Genomic DNA, 19,487 nt, shown 5'->3' on the forward strand with positions numbered 1-19,487 from the left:
TGTTTTATATCTACTTTTATTTCACCCTTTATTTCTGTTTTTTTTCTTCGCGTGCGCGTATATTTTATTATTCACTCATTCACATTTAATAAAATTAAATATAAAAACAATAGCTTACCATGTGAACGACTTTTAAATTTTATTCCCACATTATTCACACGTTCACACGGAGTTTGAATTATGGAAAAGTTTTTACGGTTATTAAATCCAAAAACAATTAATTATGAAGCAGATCGGATTGATGGAGGTGTGCAACAACTAACTGCACAAGATGTATTGCTTGCAATGAGCTATGCGAAATTATCTCAACTTCAAGATAACTTGATTCGTTTAAAATATTTTGGAGCAAATACAAATCAAAATGTTGAAAAATTCAGCAAAATATTGATCTCAAAATATCGTCAAAGATTTCTTGATGCTGATTTAGATATTGACTATCAATATGCTGTTGTTCTTGTTGCTTTGACTGAATTCTGTTTGGTACCTGCGAATTACACTTCAACTGAAAGAAATCGGGGAATAATTTGTGGTTGGAGTAGAACAGTAGTTCGTAATCATTTGAATCACCATATTGCATTTGTACTTGTAGACTTGAAAGAGCAATTGGCTGAAGGAGAGGACAAGATTATTTTTCAGATTTATAAAATTAAGTAAACTTTGTAATTGACAGAAAACCAAATTTAAGTTAATTTTTACCACAATGGATAACTGTATTTAGTGCTATAGTTGAAACACTGAGGCTTATCTTAGCTAACCATCTGAAAAGATGGTTTTTTTATGCCTGTATGTTTGTGTGAACCGTGCAAACATACAGGTTTTTTTAATTGTGGATAATCATTTGATAGGTGAATTCATATGTCTTCCAAAAAAAAGCGGGAGGATTTCTGGGAGCAACATGAACAAAATGTTGAGCTACAACAACGTGCTAAAGAGAAAATTCAAACTGATAAGGGCAAGCTTTGGAAAAAAGCATGTTCAGAATATTTGCTTGTAAATCCTGTTTGCCAAGATTGTGCCAAACGTAAATATAAAAACATTGCAGAACATGTTGCGCATATACAGTCACCTGGGACCAGCCAAGTATTATTTTGGGATATTAATAATTGGCAAGCTTTATGTGACAGTTGCTATCAACGAGTTCAGGGCAATATTGAATTAAACATATTAAATCCAATTCCAAAGGCAGTGCTTGAAACACTGTATACGGTGAAGTGATGACACAACGATTAGCAAAGTTGGGTAGCTCTCTGCCATCTTTAAAGAGTAATCAGGCGACCTTGCCCAAACAAGAAAACTATGGGCAAGGTCGTGGCGGTAGACCATGGCGCAGAATTAAACAACAGGTTCATGAGCGTGATCAATGGATATGCTGCCGATGTGGTCGCATTACGATGGATCTTGAATGTGATCATATTGTGAATAAAGCGCAAGGTGGTACTGATGACTTAGATAATCTTCAGTCACTTTGCAAAGTTTGTCATGACGAAAAGTCAGCTGAGGAAAGTAAAGCAGGGATGGTGGCGCGATGACATATGAAGAGTGGTTTGAAAACCAGTATTTCTACACAAATATGCGATACAAGCATGGTGATGCATTGTTCTTGAAGGATGGTGATATTTACCGATTACTTGCAGTCCAGATGACTTACATGGCGTGGAAGTTTAAGCATGACAAAGCATAGCGGTACATGTGAGTGTAAAGGCTTAATTGTTCAATTGCTTGAAAGTATGAAAGAACAGTCAAGATTACTTACAGCACAAAATGAAGTGATGGGCAAACTTGTGGATCAGAATACAGAATTGATGAATCAGATAATGTTTGATGAAGAGGCAGAAGCTGATCCGAATAAAAGCTTGGATTAATTTGGAGGCAACAATGCCTAAAGTGGTTTCTGTAATTCCAGCACCCAATAATAGTAATCGTGGTGCTCAATTGGTTAACGGATCAAAGGTTTTACTAGATGATGGTACTTATCTCCAAGGTGTTGTAAAGGTCACTCTTGTTGCAGAATACGACAATCTTTGGAAGGCTGTTATTGAAGTTCACCCGACAAATCAACAGCAGATTGATGCAGTTATTCAGGATATTAAAACTATTGGAAGCGATCCTGATCAGTATCAATACGAAGTTTAACAAACATATATAACGGTCCTAGGGTAGCGAATAGGTCGTATGTTGACAGCTGGAAAGACAGCACGTTCATGTGTAAGCAATGCTCATGTTCGTCATATCGCTCGGCAGGATGCTGAGAAAAGGTGAGTACAAAATGGATTTGACTTTGGTGACGGCAAGCCATTAACACATAAGTTGGCCATAGTAATGACGCTTCTGATCCCTGTCGGCAACGGCAGGGATTTTTAATTCGTGGAACATATAAGAATATCTATTTTATTAAGATTTTCGTGGAACATTTTAATAAAATAGATGTTGCACCAAATAGGTGCATTAAAAATCTCGGTAGGGGGGTATCTAAAATTTTTAAAGGTGCTTTCAACGGACACCGCCCTCCTTCTCATTTATAAAAAAAATCCCATTTGAGCAAAAAGTAAATAAACTTTTTTGAAAATCAGATAAATATCGTAAATTTTTGACGTTTTGAGGTGAATATGGCTTTAACTGAAAAGATGAAAGCTTTTGCCCAGGCGAAAATGCAGGGCAAGTCAAATAAAGAAGCAGCTGAGTTGGCTGGCTATTCTAAAGGGTCTGCGGCAAGTCGCGGAAGTCAATTAGCAGAAAATCCTGACATAGTTGCATATCTGGCGAGCATGAATTTACGGGGGGGAGGGGGAATTGATCACTTGCCTTTAGGTGAAGCAGCAATTCAAGCTGAAACTAAAGACATGGAGAGTGTAAACAGTTCGCTGGAGTATTTGCAATATGTTTATAAAAATCCCCGTATAGATCGTAAAACTAGAATTGAGGCCGCTAAAGCTGCACTTCCTTATGAATCTGGCAAAGTCAGTGAAATGGGTATCAAGGATGGTCGTGAAGCAGCTGCTAATGAGGCTTCAAAAAAAGGTAAGTTTGCAACAGCAGATGAACAACGTAAACAACAAAGAGTAAGTTGATATGTCTTCGTTTTCTCCAGTTTGGACAACAGCTTGCCCAGATTGGCCAAAGAAGATTTTAGCAAAAGAATCTTTAATTGCTTGTCAGGCATTATTTCAAGAAGAAGCCGAAATGGCTTTGCGTGTCTTTAAAGAGCTAATTGTTGTTGATGTATCAGGTAAGCCGACAATTGGTGAGATTACTGCACATTGGGTGTTTGATTTCGTAGGTGCGATTTTCGGCGCATATGATTATAAAAATAATCAGCGTTTGATTAACGAGTTTTTTTTACTGATTAGTAAGAAAAATACTAAATCGACGATGGCAGCTGGAATTATGTTGACAGCAATTATTTTGAATAGTCGGGAAGCTGCTGAATTCATTATTATTGCACCAACAAAAAAGGTTGCAGATAACAGTTTCACACCGCTGAAGAATATGATTCGTGCTGATCCTGAATTAGCTTCATTATTTAGTGTATCAGAGCATACGAGAACCATAACTCACAGAGCAACAAAAGCAGTTTTGATGGTGGTAGCTGCTGAAACTGGCTCTAGTGCAGGTGCAAAAGGTGCATTTATTTTAGTTGATGAGCTTTGGGTATTTGGTGAGCGAGCTAACGCAGAGTCAATGCTTGAGGAAGCAACAGGGGGAATGGCATCATTTCCTGAAGGATTTTTGATTTGGTTGTCTACACAGTCAGATAAGCCACCAGCTGGAGTGTTTAAGAAAAAGTTAGATTACGCCCGTAAGGTTCGTGATGGTGAAATTCTCAATCCATCATTCTTACCGATCTTATATGAATTCCCTGAAGAGATGATCAAGACTGAGAGCTATCTTAATCCAGATTATTTTTATGTCACAAATCCAAATTTAGGACGTTCTACGCATATTCGATTTTTGCTAAATAAGTATGAACAGGCAAAAGAAAATGGAGCCGATTCTATTCAAATATTTCTAGCTAAATATTTGAATGTAGAAATCGGAATGAATAAGAGGGCAGATCGTTGGGCTGGTGCTGATTTTTGGATGTTATCTGCATATAAAGATAAGCTGTTCGTTGAGTCGATTCTAGATTTAAGTGAAATTTGCACTGCTGGATTTGATGGTGGTGGTCTAGATGATATGTTCGGAATGTCAATTATTGGCAGGGATAAAAATGATCGTTCACTTTGGTATTGTTGGAACCGTGCCTGGGTGCATCCGATTGCGCTTGAGCGTAGGCGGGAAAATGCACCAGCATATAAAGACTTTGAAAATGAAGGCGATTTAGTAATCGTTAAAAATATTGGCGATGATGTTGGTCAAGCAGCAAAAATATGTAAGCGTATCTATGATGCTGGAAAATTTCCTGAAAAAGCTGCAATCGGGTTAGATAAATTAGGAATGCCGTCTCTTCAGGATGGATTACTGGAAGAGGTTCCCTTTGAATTGTTGATTGGAGTCCCTCAAGGTTATCAATTATCTGGTTATGTACAGACTACAGAACGTAAGGTTGCTGAAGGTAAATTTTTACATGCAGGTCAGCGAATGATGAACTGGTGTGTAGGAAACGCAAAGGGTGTTTACCAGGGCAATGCAATGACGATCCGAAAACAAGAGTCAGGGAAAGGGAAAATAGATCCTTTAATTGCAACCTTTAACGCTGTAGCACTAATGTCATTAAACCCGGAACCACCAAATCAAAGTTATGGAGTATTTTTTCTATGACACGAAATGAAAAAATAAAGTTTGAGATGACAAATCTTCGGCATGAAATTTCTCATTTGGGAGCCTGTACAACATCAGGCAAATCAGAACAAGAGATCGCTCACATTGATGAGCGATTTTTTTTGGCTTGTGAAAAGTTGGAGTCGCTCAAAGCAGGCTTACAGCGTAGTAAAAATTTGGAGAAAAACAATGAAGCTTGCTTATAGCTTACTTGAAGTCAAGTCGGTGAATGATGACGATTGGAAGCTTGAGGGTATTGCAACCACACCCACACCTGACCGTGTTGATGATGTTGTTGAGCCTAAAGGTGCTCAATTTACTTTACCTGTGCCGTTCCTGTGGCAACACGATAAACGACAGCCGATTGGGAATGTCACAGAGGCTCAAGTGACTGATGACGGAATCAAGGTTGTTATTCAACTTGTAAAGCCTGATGAGGTGGAGTCTGAAGACTTAAAGAAACGGCTACAAGAAGCTTGGGACAGTATTAAAACTGGCCTTGTTCGGGGTTTATCAATTGGGTTTCGAGGTCTTGAAGTTGCCGACATTCAAGGAACCTGGGGTTACAAGTTTATCAAATGGGATTGGTATGAATTATCAGCTGTTACGATTCCTGCGAATCAAGAAGCGACAATCACAGGCATTAAGACACTCTGTCAAAGCAACCAACAAAATCAACCGACACAGCAACAACAAGAAAAAACGTTGCCCTGTATAGCACCTAAATCTGTTCAGCCTGAGTCAAAACACATTGTTGTGAAATTGGCTGAAAATTCAAACAAAACTGGAGTGAAACTCGTATGAAATTAGCTGAACAAATTGCTAAATTAAAAGCCAATATTAAATCGCACCAAGATCAAATTGTTGTGAAATCTGGTGATTCAATTTCTAAGGGTGTGACGCCTGATGAAACTGTTGAGGCAGAAATTAAACAACTTCAAGATGAAATAGATGTAATGCAAAAAAATCTTGAGCGTTTAGAAAATATTGAAAAGGCGCAGACGCTTAATTTAACGCCAGTAGCTGGCCAAACTTCAGAGCAGGGGGTTAAGACTACTCAAGGTATTGTTACTACTGAGCCTGTATTGGCAAAAGGCATGGGCGTAGCATTACTTGTACGTGCAAAGCTTGCTTCTCAACAATTGATGAAAAATCATAGTGAGTTTATCAGTGCCAGTGATTTACTTAAAAGTTGGAATGTTCCGCAACATATTATTGATGTAGCTAAGGCTGTTCCAGGTACTACAACTTCACCAGATTATCAATCCTTGGTTACCTTGCAAAATTTAACATCTGAATTTGTTGATATTTTGCGTCCACAAACGATTATTGGAAAAATGAAAGGATTCCGTAATGTACCTTTTAATATTTCAATCCCTACAAAAACCCAAGGGAGTATCGTGAATTGGGTTGGGGAGACTAAGAAAAAGCCAGTAACGGGTTTGAAATTTGGACAGGTTAAACTTGGCTTTGCAAAAATCGCTGGAATTATTCCATTCTCTGATGAATTAGGGCGGTTTTCAGATCCAAGTATTGATCAGATGGTATTTAATGATCTAAGTGAATCAATTATTGAATTCATGGATGGCCAGTTTATTGATCCTGCAAAAGCAGAATCTGCTGAAAGCCCTGCGTCAATTTTGAAAGATGCACCAAAAATTGTTGCTTCTGGCATTACTGCTGATGCAATTCGTTCAGATTTACGCAAATTGCGTGGCGAATTGATTAAGAAAAATGTTTCATTAACTGGCTGCTATTATGTCATGAGTGAAACTATGGCAAGTTTTATGTCTGATTTAATTGATGCGTTAGGTAATCCAATTTATCGTGGAATGGATGCTCCAACAGGCGAGAAAACCTTGAAAGGTCTGCCAGTAGTCGAGTCTGAAAAAGCAGGTAAACTGATTGCATTAGTTAAGCCTTCTGAGATTTTACTTGCAGATGATGGTGGTGTTGATCTCGCAATTTCGACAGAAGCAACTTTAGAGTACAACGATGGTACAGATGACATTCGATTAGGTCTCTTCCAGCAAAATATGGTTGCAGTGCGAGCTGAGCGCTATGTGAACTGGAAACAACGTAATTTAGCATCAGCATATATTGACTATACGGCTCAGATCATTGAGTAGTAAAAGGTGCAAAGCAGTCTTTCGAGACTGCTTTTTTTTATTTCTCGATAAATAGGTGATGTTGTGGAAATCAAATATTTAAAAGATGCCCCACTTGGGAAAAAAGGTGAAGTTGCAACAGTTCAGGAACATGAAGCCAAAATTTTGATCGCTCTGGGTATAGCAAAATTGCAAAAAAAAAGTGATCCGAAATTATTGTTAAATCTGAATGGGACGCCAGTTGTGGATGATTTTGGTGGACTTGTTTCTGAAAAAGGTTTGTCGAAGTCGAAATAGGTGAAAATATGAGTTGGTTTGGTGATTTATTTCGAAAAAAAACGCTAGCTAATGCGATTCAAAGTGGTTGGACCTATGTAAGTGAGCCATTTACGGGCGCTTGGCAAAGAAATATTGAGCTAAAACGTGAAGACTTACTTTTATTTCATGCTGTTTTTGCATGTATTTCTACAATCTCACAAGACATTGGTAAGTTACCATTAGATTTAAAAAAGAAAAATGGTGCTATTTGGGTAAAAACTAAAGATAAAAATCTAAAGTTTTTAGTAAAACCTAATCCATTTCAAACAATGCAGCAATTCTTGGAATATTGGATTATTTCAAAAATTACTCGTGGTAATACTTATGTTTTCAAACGTCGTGATGCGTTTGGAAAAATACTTCATTTGATTGTATTAAATCCTGACAATGTTATGCCTTTGATTTCAGATTCTGGTGATGTTTTTTATAGAATCGGTATTGATCGGCTTGCTGGTCAGATGGAATCAATTATTTTACCTGCTTCTGAAATCATTCATGATCGGGAAAACTGCTTATATCATCCGCTCGTTGGTATTAGTCGCATCCAAGCAGCTAATAATGCTGCTGTTCAAGGAACTGAAATACAAAAGTATAGCTCAAGTTTCTTCCATAACATGGGGCGGCCAAGTGGGATTTTGACAGCACCAGGCAAAATAGAAGAAGCAGATGCAAAAAAAATCCAAGCAGCTTGGAACGAAAATTATTCAGGTAATAATATTGGTAAAACTGCTGTTTTAGGTGGTGACATGAAATATGTTGCTATGTCTATTCCTGCTTCTGATGCTCAGATGATTGAGCAACACAAATGGTCTGCTGAAATCTGTTGTTCTGTTATGAAGGTTCCTTCATTTAAGGTCAATATTGGTTCATTACCAAGTGGTACAAAGCCTGAAGATATGGAGCGTATTTACTTAAATAGTTGTTTACAGGCGTTAATTGAAGCAATTGAAAACTGTTTAGATGATGGGTTGGGGCTTAAAGAAAAAGGCTATGAAGCCTTTCTCGATATATCTGGTTTGTTGAGAATGGATTCAATGTCACAAATGAATTTTTATTCTCTTGGTGTGCAGCGTGGCATTATTTCACCTGATGAAGCACGGGAGCAATTTAATTATGCACCTGTACCTGGTGGTAACTCTGTCTATATGCAACAACAAAACTTTTCACTTGAGGCATTATCTAAGCGTGATGCTAAAGAAGATCCGTTTGCGGGTGGTTCTGAAAAATCTAAGGAGAATGATAATGCCCCTGACAGTTGAAAAAGTTGCATTTCACTTACGATATGATCTGGATAATATTGTTGAAGACGATTTACAGGAAATTCTAGAGAGTGCTGAGCAGGCCGTGAAGGATCATATTAAAAATAAATATGATCCTGAAAATAAGATTCATCAACGTGCAATATTGATGATGTGCGGTTATTTTGATGAAAATCGGGGTGTAGATAAAAATACACAATCAAATGATGGATTCTTGCCACAACCCGTCAAAGATTTGCTTTCGCCATATTATTTCCCATTGTGCATTTGAGGTGGTGTTATGCGTTCAAATGAGCTTAGACACCGTGTTCAAATACAGCAAAAAACAGATGGTCGTGATGAAAATAATTATCCCATTCCTGAACAGTGGGTGGATTACAAAACGCTATGGGCAAAAATTACACCATTATCAGCACGTGACTTAATTGCTGCGCAAGCGGCACAGTCTGAAACAGTTGCTCGTTTAAAAATCAATTATCGGACTGATATTGAAACAACTATGCGAGTGATTCATAAGGGCCGTATCTATGCGATTACTTCATCAGCATTGGATGATCCAAACAGTGGCAATGAATACTGTACATTCACTTTAAGTGGTGGTTTAGAAAAATATCCACCATAGGAGGTCTAATGTCGATACATGGATTGCCTGATTTTCGTGAAAAGATGCGTCGTATTGGCAGTGAAAAGGAAGTTAAAAAGTTTGTACGTAAAGCAAGCCGTCAAGCGATGAACATTGTTCGAGATACGGCTCGAAATAATGCCAAAGCGATTGATGATCCTGAAACTGTTGAAAAAATTCACAAAAATATCACGGTTCAAGCGGGTAAAGTCCGTGATCGAAATAGTATAAAAATGCGAGTAGGGATTAAAGGTGGTGCTGGACAAAACCAATATTCTGTCAGTACAGCAGGATTAAGTGGTGGTGATACCCGGCATTGGCGATTCATTGAATTTGGAACTTCAACAATTCCAGCTGTACCATTTATGCGTCCTGCTTTAGCGAATAATGTCGATGCCGTAATTGGACGTTTTTCTCAATCTTTTATGCAACAGTTAGATGAGGCCATTGCTGCATTATGAATACAATAGAGTTGTTTAAGATATTACAAGCAGATACTCAGGTTAAGTCATTGCTGGCAAATCGGATTTTTGAGGATTTAGCACCTGATAAAACATCTACGCCTTATTTGGTCTGGACCGAAGTTTCAGGTACACCTGAAAATCATTTGGATTGTGGGGCTTCTGTTGATCATTTGGAAATTCAGATTTTAATTTATGATCCTTATCAAGTCACTGCGACAAGTGTAAGAAAAGAAGTTTGTCGTGTTTTAGAGGATCATGGCGTTGTAAATGAAAGACTTGGCCATTATGAAACAGTCACCAAGCTATTTGCACGTGGATTTACTGTGAGTTGGTGGTTGAATCGTTGATATAATGCATAAAAACAAGGTGAAATTTTATGTCTGAATATTTAAAAATGCTTCATGAAATTGAAGCAAAAAAAGAGGATTTAGAAAAACGTATTGCTGAAGTCGTTGGTATTGAGGTTGCAAAATTTCAAACTGAAAATCAGTTGGCAGTTAAAGAGATATATATTTCTCTGACTAATACTGCATGCATGGCAGAACCTAAACAATATTCTGTAACAGGTGCTTCTGTCGATTTAGACTATAAACCTTAATTTAATTTTTTTAATGAAACCCTGCGCAAGCGGGGTTTTTTATTGCCTGTTATTTATGGAGTGGTAGCTTATGCCTGTTGTAAAAACACAAGGTACACAGTTATTTACTGTGATTGATGATTTAGTCGTCCAGTTTAAATGTTTAAAGAAAATTGGCTACGGTCAAGATTCATTTTCGAAAATCGATATTACTTGTTTAGATGCTGATTCTAAACAGTATGAGCGCGGTATGCGTGATCCTGGTGAGGGGTCTTTAGAAATTAACTATGATGATACCAATACCAGTCATGACCGATTGATTGAAATTGCTGAATCGGGTGAAAAGTTGGTGTGGTATGTTGGTTCTGGTCATTCTAAGGAACCACCAACTGTGGCCACTGGCATAGTAACATTGCCAAAAACACGGGCTTGGAATGAGTTTACAGGCTATATCAATCCAACCGCACCAAATGATGTAGAAGTGGATGCAGTTGAAAGCTATACATTTACAATGGTACGTGTTTCACCAGTGAAGCGAACTAAACGAACAATTGCCCCTTAACATACTGCCCCGATTTTCGGGGCATACTTTTTGGTGAAATATGAAAAAGTTAAGTCTTAAAGATATCAAGTCTGGTTTGCTGATGGGTAAACCTGAAGAAATTACAGTGAATATCAAGGTAAGTGGTGAAGACTGTGAATTTAACACTTTTATCTTGCCGTTTTCTTATGATACTGCTGTAGCCCAATTAAAAGCATTCGGTGAAAAGAAAGAAGCTTTGGCGGGGATTTTGGCTTCAGTTATTTGTGATAAAGACGGTAAGTTAGAATTTAATGAAGATGATGTACGGACCAAGTTTAACCAAGCATTGGTTGATGCTATCTGGTCTAAAATCGTGGAAGTCAATGTTTTGGGAAAGACGCAGACCTTAGCCCAGACGACGAACTTATTATCGAAATCGGAATCGCAACAGGTCGGACGTTCTCAGAAATCAAAGCCTTCCCGATCTCAGAAGTCAAAAAGTACTCAGCGTACTTCAAAAAATACGGCAGCTTCAACATTGGCAGACGAATAGAGCAAGAGTTCTCCAAGATACATCATTCATTTTTAGTTTCTAAAGGTGTTAAAGAGATCAGTATCTATGATCTTATGTCACATGAAAATAAACCAGAAAGTGAGATGAGTGAGTTGGAATTTGAAGATGATGAGTAAAGAAATTGGCTTAGACTGGTTTCTTTTTAATCCATTAATTAGTATTTTATCCTAAAGTTTAAGGATTTAAGATATGAAAAAGTTTTTGTTAATGATTGCCCTTTTATTTTCTAGTAATACTTTTGCAGTAAATGAAAAAATGATTGAAAAGGATCAAGTTTTTAATATTTCAGTAATTGATGGGAATAATTCTAGCAAATCTGTGCAAGTCAAAGTTTTAATGGATGGTAAAATTAATCAGCCAATATCAAAAAAATATATTAACAGTGTTTCAGAAGCGGCTTTTAATAAAGCAAAAAAATCAAATTTAAAAAATGAATATTCATTTAAACCACGTGAAGTAATTGTTGAGCAGGTATCTGATACTTTAGAATTTATAGTTAAATATACTGCTGAAAATAGTTATGGTGCTGATGTTGTAAATGAGATTAGAGTGTTAAAATTTTTAGGTTCAGATAGGAAATATCACGACAAACCTGAATAATGTAAAAGTACTTGAACCCCGCATAACGCGGGGTTTTTTTATAATTGGAGAAAAGTAATGTCATCAAAACTTGGAACACTCACTTTGGATTTGGTGGCACGAATTGGCCAATTTGTTGCACCAGTGAATCAAGCAAGAGATGCTGCTACAGAGGCAACCAGTGAAATTGAAGAAGGTTTTACTACAGCAGGATTGGCAGTTAAAGCTTTTGGGGCAATTTTGGCAGGGATATCTGTTGGTGTAGTTGTTGATTATGTAAATAGTTTGATGGATGCAGGTGATCAACTTACTTCATTTGCAAAGCTCGCTAATTCAAGCGTTACTCAATTTCAATATTATGCGAAAGGTGCACGTTCAGCTGGTATTGAAATGGAGCAATTTGCAGATCAAATGAAAGATATGCAAGATCGTATTGGTGATTTTCAGCAATCTGGGGGCGGTCCACTTGCAGATTTCTTTACCAATATTGCGCCCTTGGTTGGTGTGACAATTCAGCAATTTCAAAAATTATCAGGTCCAGAAGCCTTACAATTATTTTACGATTCATTAGAAAAAGTGGGTGCTACACAAAATGATATTAAATTTTATATGGAAAGCATTATTGGGGATTCCTCAAAGTTAATTCCATTATTAGAAAAAGGTGGTGCTGGGTTTAAAAAATGGGGTGATAATGCTGTAGCTGCTGGTTCGATTGTAAGTGAAAGTACTGCCAATGCTTTAGCTGATGCCAATGAAAGTGTCCAAATGCTTTTGGAGTCTTGGACTGGTTTTAAAGTTGAAATGGCAGAACATGTTGCGCCTGTTATTACTTCTGTTGTAGAAAATTTCGATACTATTAAGGCTGTTGCAATTGCACTTGGTGCTGCAATTGCAACTAGATTAGTGGTACAGATTGGAATGTTATCTTTCCAATTTGTAAAGGGTGTCATTGAGGGTGTACGTTATCAGATGACATTGGCGGCAATGGCTGGTGAAACAATAACATTAACATCTGCTACAGCAGCATTACGTGCATCGATGTGGAGTTTAATTGGTGGTCCAGCTGGTTTGGCCATGTTAGCTGTTCAAGCCATTGCTGCTGGTGCGGCATTCCTTTATATGAAAAGCTCTAGTGATGAGTCAAAAGAAGCGCTTATTGATCAGATTGAGAATGTTGAAGAATTGGTTAAATCTTACATCAAATTAAATGATGAACAACGTCAATTTGAAGCATCAAAGCTACGTGAAAAGATTGAAGAAGAGGCACATGCTGTAGAATTGGCAACAAATAAATACTTTGCATTTTCAATGTCTAAAGAAGGTATTTGGACTTTAGATAAAATTGAAAAATATGACAGTATGATTAGACAAGTCACTAAAAGTGGGATGGACACTAACGAGGCATTTAAACAACTTCAAGCAACAGGTATGTTTAGTCAAAAAGACTTGGATGATATTGCAAAATTAAATTTAGGTTATGGTGATGTAAATGAGAAGTTGAAAACACACCAGCAATTGCTTATTACGCTTGAATCTAAAAATGCTCAACTTGCCAGATCTAATGATCGTGTTACTGAGAGTGTTAATGCTCAGGCAAAAGCATTTTTAGCTTTGAATCAAAAACAGCGTGAAGCTATTAATAATATAGATAAATCTCTTCAACGTGAAAAATATATACGAGAGTTTGTTCAAGCAGGAGGAAGTAGAGAGAAAGCTGAGTCCTTTGCAGACTATCGTGATGCCGCGGATTTAGGTTATGGGAAAAATCCTCTTTCAGCACTGGAGATCAGTAAGGCAAATCAAAGTTTTGCTCAAAAGAATTACAATTTTACTAAAACTGACTTGGCAGCAATAGCGAAAGTGAATGGTATTGCTTCAAAAAATAATTTCGCTCAGATTGAAGCAGGCTATGGATTGCCAAAAGGTACTTTAGCAGCGTTGATTTTGGGTGAGTCTGGTGGTAGCGCTGGAGCAATTAGTCCTACAGGTGCTAAAGGTCTATTTCAAACGACGAGTATTTTTAGAAAGAAATACAAGTTAAATGACAGTAGTACAATTGAAGCTCAGGCTACAGCAGCAGCTCAGGATTTAGCGTATAACATTCAAGAATTTGGGAGTTTACATAAAGCTTTGATGGCATATAACGCTGGAACAACAGGAACTAAACGCTATTTGGCTGGCAATATCGGCAATGGTAAAAATCAAATGTCACCTGAAAAAGCCAAAGAAGTAGCAGGGTATGTGCCTAAATTTGCAAAATATTTTGCAGGTGTAAATGGCAAAACCACAGTTGATCAGAGTATTTTACTGCCGTCACAGGCTGAGCTGTTAGAGCAAACTTCGAATGTTGTGGATGCTCAAAAGGCTTTAGATGATAAGCGTAAAGAAATTGATGCAAAATATTATTCAGAGTCTCAGCAACTTGCGCAGGATCATCAAGACCGACTTGAAAAAATTACGCAGACTTATGGTGGAACGCCTCAATTGGCTGAAATGATTGCTAAAGAGAATTCACTTTATAAATCCCAATCAGATACTCTTCGGGCTAATAAAAAGGCTGAATATCAGTCATATTTTGAATTTGAGACAGACCGAATTACTCAAATCACTCAAAATTATGAAAAGGAGATGAGTTTAACAAAAGCAAGAACAGACCTGTCTGAAAAAGAGAAAATGGAAATTCTTGCTGCACAAGAACGTCAAAAGCAAGCTGAAATTGAAGCTGTTAAACGTGATGAGGAGCAACAAGTTCAGTCAGCCTTTGAGGCATACATGAGCGAGACTGAAATTGTTTTAAAACGTTATAAAGTTGAACGTGATGAAATTTTGAGAAATTATCAACTTTCAAAAGAAACTCGTGAAAAGCTTTTGCAAGCCAATCAAATGGCTGTCGGTGCTGTTTTAGAAAAAAATAGACAGTCTATGGATGATTCAATTTATCAAAGTCTGGACTATGTTTATCGTAAACAACAACCACAACAGGCAGCTTGGACGGATTTACAAAATCTTTATGATGGTGCTAATGGAGCTTTAGATAAGTCTTATTCAAATCAGCGCTCAGGAATTTTTGATGGTGTAGATGATGAAACAGAACGAAATGCTCAACTTTTGTCTGCGCATGAAGACTATTTAATGGCAAAGGCTGCATTAGATGATGAGTATGCTCAAAGAGAAAAGGACTTGATCCAGAGTCAACATGATATTCAAATGAATATTTGGCAGGATCTCTTATCCCGGACAGGAACTATTTTTAGTCAAATGGCTGAAATGATTAAAAATACAGCAGGCGAATCAAGTGCTGCTTATAAGGTCATGTTTTTAACAAACCAGTCGATTTCGATGGCCCAAGCTATGATTAATACTGAAGTTGCAGCAACTAAGGCTATGGCTGAAGGTGGTTATGTAATGGGTATTCCAATGGCCGCAGCAATCCGTGGTTTGGGTTATGCATCTGTTGGGTTAATAGCTGCACAAACCATTGCAGGATTTTCTGACGGTGGTTATACGGGTGATGGTGGTAAATATGAAGCTGCTGGTATTGTTCATAAAGGGGAAGGTGTTTTAAATCAAGAGGAAATTAATGCTTTAGGTGGTCCTGCTGGATTTGAGTATCTTAGAAAAGCAATCCGTTCTGGTGATCTGTTTGAAAATAGCGAAATTCTTGCTAGTCAGTCCTTTATGGCTCTAGCTGGATATGCTGAGGGTGGTTTAGTTGGAGGTGATATTTCACTTGGTGGGTTATCTATACCTAAACAAATCAATAACCCTATTAATAACTCTATGGCTCAGTTCTCTGGTGGGGATATTAACATTACAGTTCAAGTTTCAGATTCAGGTGTAAGTACTTCAGGTGGTAATACCCAAGACCAAAAGCAACTAGCGCAAGTAATTGGTAATACAGTACGGGCAGTACTACGGCAAGAAAAAAGGCAAGGGGGAATATTATCTAAATGAGTGATCGAAAATTTATATACTGCCAAAACTTTGAAGGTAACTCTCAATCCAATACATTTAAAGTCTTAACCAGTAAATTTGGTGATGGTTATGAACAAAATGTATCGGTGGGGATTAACAATAAGTCAGGTGTCTGGCAATTCTCTAAAAATGGCAAAGAGGCTTTAATTCGAGAGATTAAGGCCTTTTTTGATGATCATAAAGCTGCTGATTCGTTCCTTTGGGATTCGCCTTTAGATGGTGAAGTACGTGTCAAAGCTGGTGAATATCAATTGGTATCGTTAGGCGCTGGTTTGTGGCAAATCTCAACTATATTTACCCAGGTCTTTTACCCTTAAATTCAACAAATATTAGCCGCCGAAAGGCGGTTTTTTATTGCGAGAAAAATATGACTTATCAATACATTAATTTAGGAACCGCACCAAGTGGTGCTGGTGGTGATACGTTTCGTTCGACAGGCACCAAACTAAATGAAAACTTCACCAATAGTACCCATGCTGCAAGTCGCTATGTAGGTGAAGAAAGTGGAAATTTACTGCAAACTGGGGCATTTGGCTTAGGTGCTTTTCAATCTGAGATTTCAAATCCATTTAAAAATTTACCAACTGCTGAGTTACGTAAAACAAGATTTATTAGTTTTAAGGATGTGCCTGATGTGTCTTCGGGTTCGGGAACTGCAATATCGTTACCAACTTTAAGTGCTTATACAAATAATTATTTGATTGGTACTAATAATGGAGATTTATATCACGGAGTTTCTACTTCTGTTCAGGTAGATCCTTCGGTCCGTGGAGTGCGGTATGGCAAAATTTTATCAGGAAATAATACAACAATAGATTCAAACGGTTTTGTTAAAGCTGCATCTCCAATTGTTCAATTATTTGCTGATAAGATTTCAGCGAATGATGAAGCAATAGAGCAAAATCCTATTTTTGAAAAAGTGGATATTGGTCATTACCTGATTAAAAATACACTAGGCTTTGCTAAAGAAGGTTGGTGGATTGAAGTACCAACTGATACCAATGGCAATCGTATTTGTGCAGTTGAATATCAGACATTAGAAAATGGTGATCTTGAAATTAAATCCTTTAAGAAAAGGCTCAATGAAGAAGGAGATATTGTAGCGAATTTGGATGCACCAATTGATATTCCAAATAATGCCAATGGTGAACCACGCTGGATTGATGTTCGACTTCATTCAAATGCTAAGCCTGTTGTTTTAAAAGTACCAAGGACTGAAAAACAGCCTCGAATGGTTCAACAAGTAAAGTATGCACCGCAACTGACTTACATTACCAAGTATGAAGACTTATTTGATGATGAAGGTAACACCGTCATCGTGGATGGCCAGAAATATCAAAAGCCTGTTACCCATATTCAAACTGATAAAAATGGTACTCCAATCTTGAGCAATCAACCTGTTATCAATGATAAAGGTGAGCCAGTATTCGAATGGGTACAAGCTGTAGACAGTGAAGGTCAGCCGATCTTTGATAATGTACCTGTGCTCAATGAGGATGGGAACGAAAGCTATGACGAGGTGACTTATGAGCCTCAACAGTGATTATCAGAAACTCTATGTTGATGGGCTAATTACATTATTTGAATTAGATGCCAGCGCTTTAGGAGCTGGCATTTTGCGATTTCATGGGCATATCGCTTTTCAGGATTGGGAAAAAATTTACTCATCGATAGGATCAGATGGGCTGATTGGGTCTGATACTGGTTTGATCGGTAAAGTTTTTGATGTTGGTACAGATAAAGTTTGGCAGCGCAATATCATTTGGCAAGGCAAAACCTTTTCAGCTATGGCAATTCAAGCTGATGGTATGGAAATGAATTCCACAGGTCGAGCATCAAGCCCAACTTTATCAATGGCTAACAATATAGATGGATTACAAAATGCGGTATCGGCTTATTGTTTACAGTTCAATGATTTTGCAGGTGCAAAACTTACCGTAATTTCCACATTGGCTAAATATCTTGATGCTGAAAATTTCAGCCAGGGTAATCCAACAGCATCGAATGAAGCTGAAAATCAGCTTTGGTTTATCGAACAAAAAACCTCTGAAAACATAGAGCAAGTGACTTTTGAATTGTCGAATCCAATCGACTTTGAAGGTCAGCGTATTCCAATACGGCAAATCAGTAGCCAATGCCATTGGTGCATGATGGGTGATTATCGTGGTGAAGAATGCGGTTATACAGGCGCGGCTATGTTTACTGAAAAAAACGAACCAACGGACAATCCTGCATTAGATAAATGTGGTGGTCGTTTAAGTTCCTGCAAGATCCGAAACAATGAAGGAAGTTTTGGCGGTCAACCAGCAGCCAACATGATTGGGTGATTTATGAAGCTATCAGCAAAACTTAAAAAAGAGATCCATTTGCATGCCGCTGAAATGTACCCAGTCGAATGTTGCGGTGTGATTGTAAATAAGGAATATATTCGTTGCCAGAATATCTCTAATTTTCAGGACCAGTTTGAAATTGATCCTATAGATCTTGCACACGCTGAAGATATCGGGGAAATCCAAGCCTATGTGCATTCACATCCGAATGCTTCAGCAAGGGCTTCTGAACTGGATTTAATCCAAATTGAATTGCATAAAAAGCCTTGGGTCATATGTGCTTATCCCGATATTGAATTTCAAGTCTATGAGCCATGTGGTTATCAAGCACCTTTAGTTGGGCGTAATTATCAGCATGGTTGGCAAGATTGTTATTCACTGGTTCGTGATTTCTATCAACGTGAATACGACATTAAATTGCCTGATTTTGAGCGCCTAGATCGCTGGTGGGAATCTGCTGAAAATGCTTCTTTGTATTTGGATAACTTCAGTAAAGCAGGTTTTAGCGAAGTTACAGACTTGCAATATGGTGATGTATTGCTATGTCGAGTAGGACGCACTGAACATGTGAATCATGCAGTGATTTGGCTTGGCGATATTGGCACATTGAAATCAGAACAAACTGAGCCTTGTGTGGGATCTTCGCTGATTTTGCATCACCCATACAATCGAAAGTCTGTACGTGAAGTGTTTGGCCAACAATGGCAAGAACGGGTTGCCATCACTGTGAGGCATCGAAATGTTAAAAACAATTAAATTATACGGTGTACTTGGTCAAAAATTTGGTCATCAATTTAAACTTGATGTTGCGAGCCCACGTGAAGCGATTCGTGCTTTATCCGCTCAGATTGATGGATTTGAAAATTACATGTTGAGTGCGCATGAACGTGGTTTGGCTTTTGCTATTTTTACTGATTCAAAATCCAAACAACGTGGCAAGAAAAAAGCAGCATGTTTTGATGCATCAACAGGACGAATTATTTCTGGCCACAATATTGGTGTGTCTGAAATAGATATGCTCACAGATACAACAGAAATCAAGATTGTGCCACGTGTGATGGGTGCAGGTGGTGATAACGGAGTGTTGCAGCTGGTTCTTGGTGTTGTATTGATTGTTGCTGGCTTCTGGACTGGTGGCGCAACTTCAAACATGGGGGTTGCTTTGATCGGTGCGGGTGCAGGCATGGTGATGGGTGGTATCGCACAAATGCTCGTACCTAAAGTTGATCCGAATACAAATCAAAACCAAGATGGCAATCGTGCCAATTTTGGTTTTGGTGGAGCGGTGACAACCATTGCCCAAGGTAATCCTGTACCTGTATTGCGTGGTAAACGAGAGATTGGTGGATTCATTATATCGGCAGGGCAATATCCAGAAGATATGATGTAGATAAGGTTGA

At 38.0% G+C, this 19,487-nt stretch carries 27 protein-coding genes; all 27 read left to right on the forward strand.

Annotation, left to right across the window (positions count from 1 at the left end):
- Positions 1-180 precede the first annotated feature (180 nt).
- The 27 genes from AS4_RS08600 (at position 181) to AS4_RS08725 (ending at position 19,477) form a co-directional block, all read left to right on the forward strand.
- Complete coding sequence (locus tag AS4_RS08600) at positions 181-654, forward strand: hypothetical protein (protein WP_096733875.1); 474 nt, start codon at positions 181-183, stop codon at positions 652-654.
- Between the two features lie 201 nt (positions 655-855).
- Positions 856-1,215, forward strand: coding sequence for a hypothetical protein (locus AS4_RS08605; protein WP_096733876.1), 360 nt, complete (start codon positions 856-858; stop codon positions 1,213-1,215).
- The gene (locus tag AS4_RS08610; RefSeq protein ID WP_096733877.1) at positions 1,215-1,529 is read left to right on the forward strand and encodes an HNH endonuclease; all 315 of its coding nucleotides are present in this window, start codon (positions 1,215-1,217) and stop codon (positions 1,527-1,529) included. The genes AS4_RS08605 and AS4_RS08610 overlap by 1 nt, the downstream gene beginning before the upstream one ends.
- Positions 1,526-1,681 carry a hypothetical protein gene (locus tag AS4_RS21725; protein ID WP_167468919.1) on the forward strand — a complete coding sequence of 52 codons (156 nt, stop codon included), beginning with the start codon at positions 1,526-1,528 and terminating at the stop codon, positions 1,679-1,681. Before AS4_RS08610 ends, AS4_RS21725 begins: the two co-directional genes overlap by 4 nt.
- Positions 1,668-1,862, forward strand: a complete 195-nt coding sequence (locus AS4_RS08615) for a hypothetical protein (protein ID WP_096733878.1) — start codon at positions 1,668-1,670, stop codon at positions 1,860-1,862. The genes AS4_RS21725 and AS4_RS08615 overlap by 14 nt, the downstream gene beginning before the upstream one ends.
- Positions 1,863-1,875: 13 nt before the next feature.
- Positions 1,876-2,133 (forward strand): hypothetical protein, encoded by a 258-nt coding sequence (locus tag AS4_RS08620; protein WP_096733879.1) that lies wholly within the window; start codon positions 1,876-1,878, stop codon positions 2,131-2,133.
- A 473-nt stretch (positions 2,134-2,606) separates the two neighbouring features.
- Positions 2,607-3,068: a terminase small subunit gene (locus AS4_RS08625; protein WP_096733880.1), complete on the forward strand. Its 462-nt coding sequence runs from the start codon at positions 2,607-2,609 to the stop codon at positions 3,066-3,068.
- 1 nt (position 3,069) lies between these two features.
- Entirely contained in the window at positions 3,070-4,758 is a 1,689-nt protein-coding gene (locus AS4_RS08630) for a terminase large subunit (protein ID WP_096733881.1), read from the forward strand.
- A complete protein-coding gene (locus tag AS4_RS08635; protein WP_096733882.1) occupies positions 4,755-4,964 on the forward strand; it encodes a hypothetical protein in 210 nt (69 codons plus the stop codon). Before AS4_RS08630 ends, AS4_RS08635 begins: the two co-directional genes overlap by 4 nt.
- A complete protein-coding gene (locus AS4_RS08640) occupies positions 4,948-5,562 on the forward strand; it encodes an HK97 family phage prohead protease (protein ID WP_096733883.1) in 615 nt (204 codons plus the stop codon). Before AS4_RS08635 ends, AS4_RS08640 begins: the two co-directional genes overlap by 17 nt.
- The gene (locus AS4_RS08645) at positions 5,559-6,887 is read left to right on the forward strand and encodes a phage major capsid protein (RefSeq protein WP_096733884.1); all 1,329 of its coding nucleotides are present in this window, start codon (positions 5,559-5,561) and stop codon (positions 6,885-6,887) included. Before AS4_RS08640 ends, AS4_RS08645 begins: the two co-directional genes overlap by 4 nt.
- 63 nt (positions 6,888-6,950) lie before the next feature.
- The gene (locus AS4_RS08650) at positions 6,951-7,163 is read left to right on the forward strand and encodes a hypothetical protein (protein WP_096733885.1); all 213 of its coding nucleotides are present in this window, start codon (positions 6,951-6,953) and stop codon (positions 7,161-7,163) included.
- Positions 7,164-7,171: 8 nt separating this feature from the next.
- Complete coding sequence (locus tag AS4_RS08655; RefSeq protein ID WP_096733886.1) at positions 7,172-8,443, forward strand: phage portal protein; 1,272 nt, start codon at positions 7,172-7,174, stop codon at positions 8,441-8,443.
- Positions 8,427-8,714, forward strand: coding sequence for a head-tail connector protein (locus tag AS4_RS08660; protein WP_096733887.1), 288 nt, complete (start codon positions 8,427-8,429; stop codon positions 8,712-8,714). The genes AS4_RS08655 and AS4_RS08660 overlap by 17 nt, the downstream gene beginning before the upstream one ends.
- A 9-nt stretch (positions 8,715-8,723) precedes the next feature.
- Positions 8,724-9,065 carry a phage head closure protein gene (locus AS4_RS08665; RefSeq protein WP_096733888.1) on the forward strand — a complete coding sequence of 114 codons (342 nt, stop codon included), beginning with the start codon at positions 8,724-8,726 and terminating at the stop codon, positions 9,063-9,065.
- Between the two features lie 8 nt (positions 9,066-9,073).
- On the forward strand, positions 9,074-9,526 hold the full coding sequence (locus AS4_RS08670) for an HK97-gp10 family putative phage morphogenesis protein (protein ID WP_096733889.1): 453 nt from the start codon (positions 9,074-9,076) through the stop codon (positions 9,524-9,526).
- Positions 9,523-9,876 carry a DUF3168 domain-containing protein gene (locus tag AS4_RS08675; RefSeq protein WP_096733890.1) on the forward strand — a complete coding sequence of 118 codons (354 nt, stop codon included), beginning with the start codon at positions 9,523-9,525 and terminating at the stop codon, positions 9,874-9,876. The genes AS4_RS08670 and AS4_RS08675 overlap by 4 nt, the downstream gene beginning before the upstream one ends.
- Before the next feature lie 29 nt (positions 9,877-9,905).
- Positions 9,906-10,127, forward strand: coding sequence for a hypothetical protein (locus tag AS4_RS08680; RefSeq protein ID WP_096733891.1), 222 nt, complete (start codon positions 9,906-9,908; stop codon positions 10,125-10,127).
- Positions 10,128-10,197: 70 nt separating this feature from the next.
- Positions 10,198-10,668 (forward strand): phage tail tube protein, encoded by a 471-nt coding sequence (locus AS4_RS08685; protein WP_096733892.1) that lies wholly within the window; start codon positions 10,198-10,200, stop codon positions 10,666-10,668.
- A gap of 40 nt (positions 10,669-10,708) precedes the next feature.
- On the forward strand, positions 10,709-11,182 hold the full coding sequence (locus AS4_RS08690) for a phage tail assembly chaperone family protein, TAC (protein WP_096733893.1): 474 nt from the start codon (positions 10,709-10,711) through the stop codon (positions 11,180-11,182).
- A 210-nt stretch (positions 11,183-11,392) separates the two neighbouring features.
- Entirely contained in the window at positions 11,393-11,803 is a 411-nt protein-coding gene (locus AS4_RS08695; RefSeq protein WP_096733894.1) for a hypothetical protein, read from the forward strand.
- A gap of 57 nt (positions 11,804-11,860) precedes the next feature.
- The gene (locus tag AS4_RS08700; RefSeq protein WP_096733895.1) at positions 11,861-15,736 is read left to right on the forward strand and encodes a transglycosylase SLT domain-containing protein; all 3,876 of its coding nucleotides are present in this window, start codon (positions 11,861-11,863) and stop codon (positions 15,734-15,736) included.
- Positions 15,733-16,074 carry a phage tail protein gene (locus AS4_RS08705; protein WP_096733896.1) on the forward strand — a complete coding sequence of 114 codons (342 nt, stop codon included), beginning with the start codon at positions 15,733-15,735 and terminating at the stop codon, positions 16,072-16,074. Before AS4_RS08700 ends, AS4_RS08705 begins: the two co-directional genes overlap by 4 nt.
- Before the next feature lie 50 nt (positions 16,075-16,124).
- The gene (locus tag AS4_RS08710) at positions 16,125-17,300 is read left to right on the forward strand and encodes a phage tail fiber protein (protein ID WP_096733897.1); all 1,176 of its coding nucleotides are present in this window, start codon (positions 16,125-16,127) and stop codon (positions 17,298-17,300) included.
- The gene (locus AS4_RS08715) at positions 17,284-18,084 is read left to right on the forward strand and encodes a phage minor tail protein L (protein WP_096733898.1); all 801 of its coding nucleotides are present in this window, start codon (positions 17,284-17,286) and stop codon (positions 18,082-18,084) included. Before AS4_RS08710 ends, AS4_RS08715 begins: the two co-directional genes overlap by 17 nt.
- A 3-nt stretch (positions 18,085-18,087) precedes the next feature.
- A complete protein-coding gene (locus AS4_RS08720) occupies positions 18,088-18,843 on the forward strand; it encodes a C40 family peptidase (RefSeq protein WP_096733899.1) in 756 nt (251 codons plus the stop codon).
- Complete coding sequence (locus AS4_RS08725) at positions 18,827-19,477, forward strand: tail assembly protein (RefSeq protein WP_096733900.1); 651 nt, start codon at positions 18,827-18,829, stop codon at positions 19,475-19,477. The genes AS4_RS08720 and AS4_RS08725 overlap by 17 nt, the downstream gene beginning before the upstream one ends.
- Positions 19,478-19,487: the final 10 nt, after the last annotated feature.

It is taken from the genome of Acinetobacter guillouiae (genome assembly GCF_002370525.2).
Taxonomy (GTDB): domain Bacteria; phylum Pseudomonadota; class Gammaproteobacteria; order Pseudomonadales; family Moraxellaceae; genus Acinetobacter; species Acinetobacter guillouiae.

Coding starts and splice junctions, on each gene's coding strand:
- AS4_RS08600 (WP_096733875.1), top strand. CDS start 181: ATGGAAAAGTTTTTACGGTTATTAAATCCAAAAACAATTAATTATGAA.
- AS4_RS08605 (WP_096733876.1), top strand. CDS start 856: ATGTCTTCCAAAAAAAAGCGGGAGGATTTCTGGGAGCAACATGAACAA.
- AS4_RS08610 (WP_096733877.1), top strand. CDS start 1,215: ATGACACAACGATTAGCAAAGTTGGGTAGCTCTCTGCCATCTTTAAAG.
- AS4_RS21725 (WP_167468919.1), top strand. CDS start 1,526: ATGACATATGAAGAGTGGTTTGAAAACCAGTATTTCTACACAAATATG.
- AS4_RS08615 (WP_096733878.1), top strand. CDS start 1,668: ATGACAAAGCATAGCGGTACATGTGAGTGTAAAGGCTTAATTGTTCAA.
- AS4_RS08620 (WP_096733879.1), top strand. CDS start 1,876: ATGCCTAAAGTGGTTTCTGTAATTCCAGCACCCAATAATAGTAATCGT.
- AS4_RS08625 (WP_096733880.1), top strand. CDS start 2,607: ATGGCTTTAACTGAAAAGATGAAAGCTTTTGCCCAGGCGAAAATGCAG.
- AS4_RS08630 (WP_096733881.1), top strand. CDS start 3,070: ATGTCTTCGTTTTCTCCAGTTTGGACAACAGCTTGCCCAGATTGGCCA.
- AS4_RS08635 (WP_096733882.1), top strand. CDS start 4,755: ATGACACGAAATGAAAAAATAAAGTTTGAGATGACAAATCTTCGGCAT.
- AS4_RS08640 (WP_096733883.1), top strand. CDS start 4,948: ATGAAGCTTGCTTATAGCTTACTTGAAGTCAAGTCGGTGAATGATGAC.
- AS4_RS08645 (WP_096733884.1), top strand. CDS start 5,559: ATGAAATTAGCTGAACAAATTGCTAAATTAAAAGCCAATATTAAATCG.
- AS4_RS08655 (WP_096733886.1), top strand. CDS start 7,172: ATGAGTTGGTTTGGTGATTTATTTCGAAAAAAAACGCTAGCTAATGCG.
- AS4_RS08660 (WP_096733887.1), top strand. CDS start 8,427: ATGCCCCTGACAGTTGAAAAAGTTGCATTTCACTTACGATATGATCTG.
- AS4_RS08665 (WP_096733888.1), top strand. CDS start 8,724: ATGCGTTCAAATGAGCTTAGACACCGTGTTCAAATACAGCAAAAAACA.
- AS4_RS08670 (WP_096733889.1), top strand. CDS start 9,074: ATGTCGATACATGGATTGCCTGATTTTCGTGAAAAGATGCGTCGTATT.
- AS4_RS08675 (WP_096733890.1), top strand. CDS start 9,523: ATGAATACAATAGAGTTGTTTAAGATATTACAAGCAGATACTCAGGTT.
- AS4_RS08680 (WP_096733891.1), top strand. CDS start 9,906: ATGTCTGAATATTTAAAAATGCTTCATGAAATTGAAGCAAAAAAAGAG.
- AS4_RS08685 (WP_096733892.1), top strand. CDS start 10,198: ATGCCTGTTGTAAAAACACAAGGTACACAGTTATTTACTGTGATTGAT.
- AS4_RS08690 (WP_096733893.1), top strand. CDS start 10,709: ATGAAAAAGTTAAGTCTTAAAGATATCAAGTCTGGTTTGCTGATGGGT.
- AS4_RS08695 (WP_096733894.1), top strand. CDS start 11,393: ATGAAAAAGTTTTTGTTAATGATTGCCCTTTTATTTTCTAGTAATACT.
- AS4_RS08700 (WP_096733895.1), top strand. CDS start 11,861: ATGTCATCAAAACTTGGAACACTCACTTTGGATTTGGTGGCACGAATT.
- AS4_RS08705 (WP_096733896.1), top strand. CDS start 15,733: ATGAGTGATCGAAAATTTATATACTGCCAAAACTTTGAAGGTAACTCT.
- AS4_RS08710 (WP_096733897.1), top strand. CDS start 16,125: ATGACTTATCAATACATTAATTTAGGAACCGCACCAAGTGGTGCTGGT.
- AS4_RS08715 (WP_096733898.1), top strand. CDS start 17,284: ATGAGCCTCAACAGTGATTATCAGAAACTCTATGTTGATGGGCTAATT.
- AS4_RS08720 (WP_096733899.1), top strand. CDS start 18,088: ATGAAGCTATCAGCAAAACTTAAAAAAGAGATCCATTTGCATGCCGCT.
- AS4_RS08725 (WP_096733900.1), top strand. CDS start 18,827: ATGTTAAAAACAATTAAATTATACGGTGTACTTGGTCAAAAATTTGGT.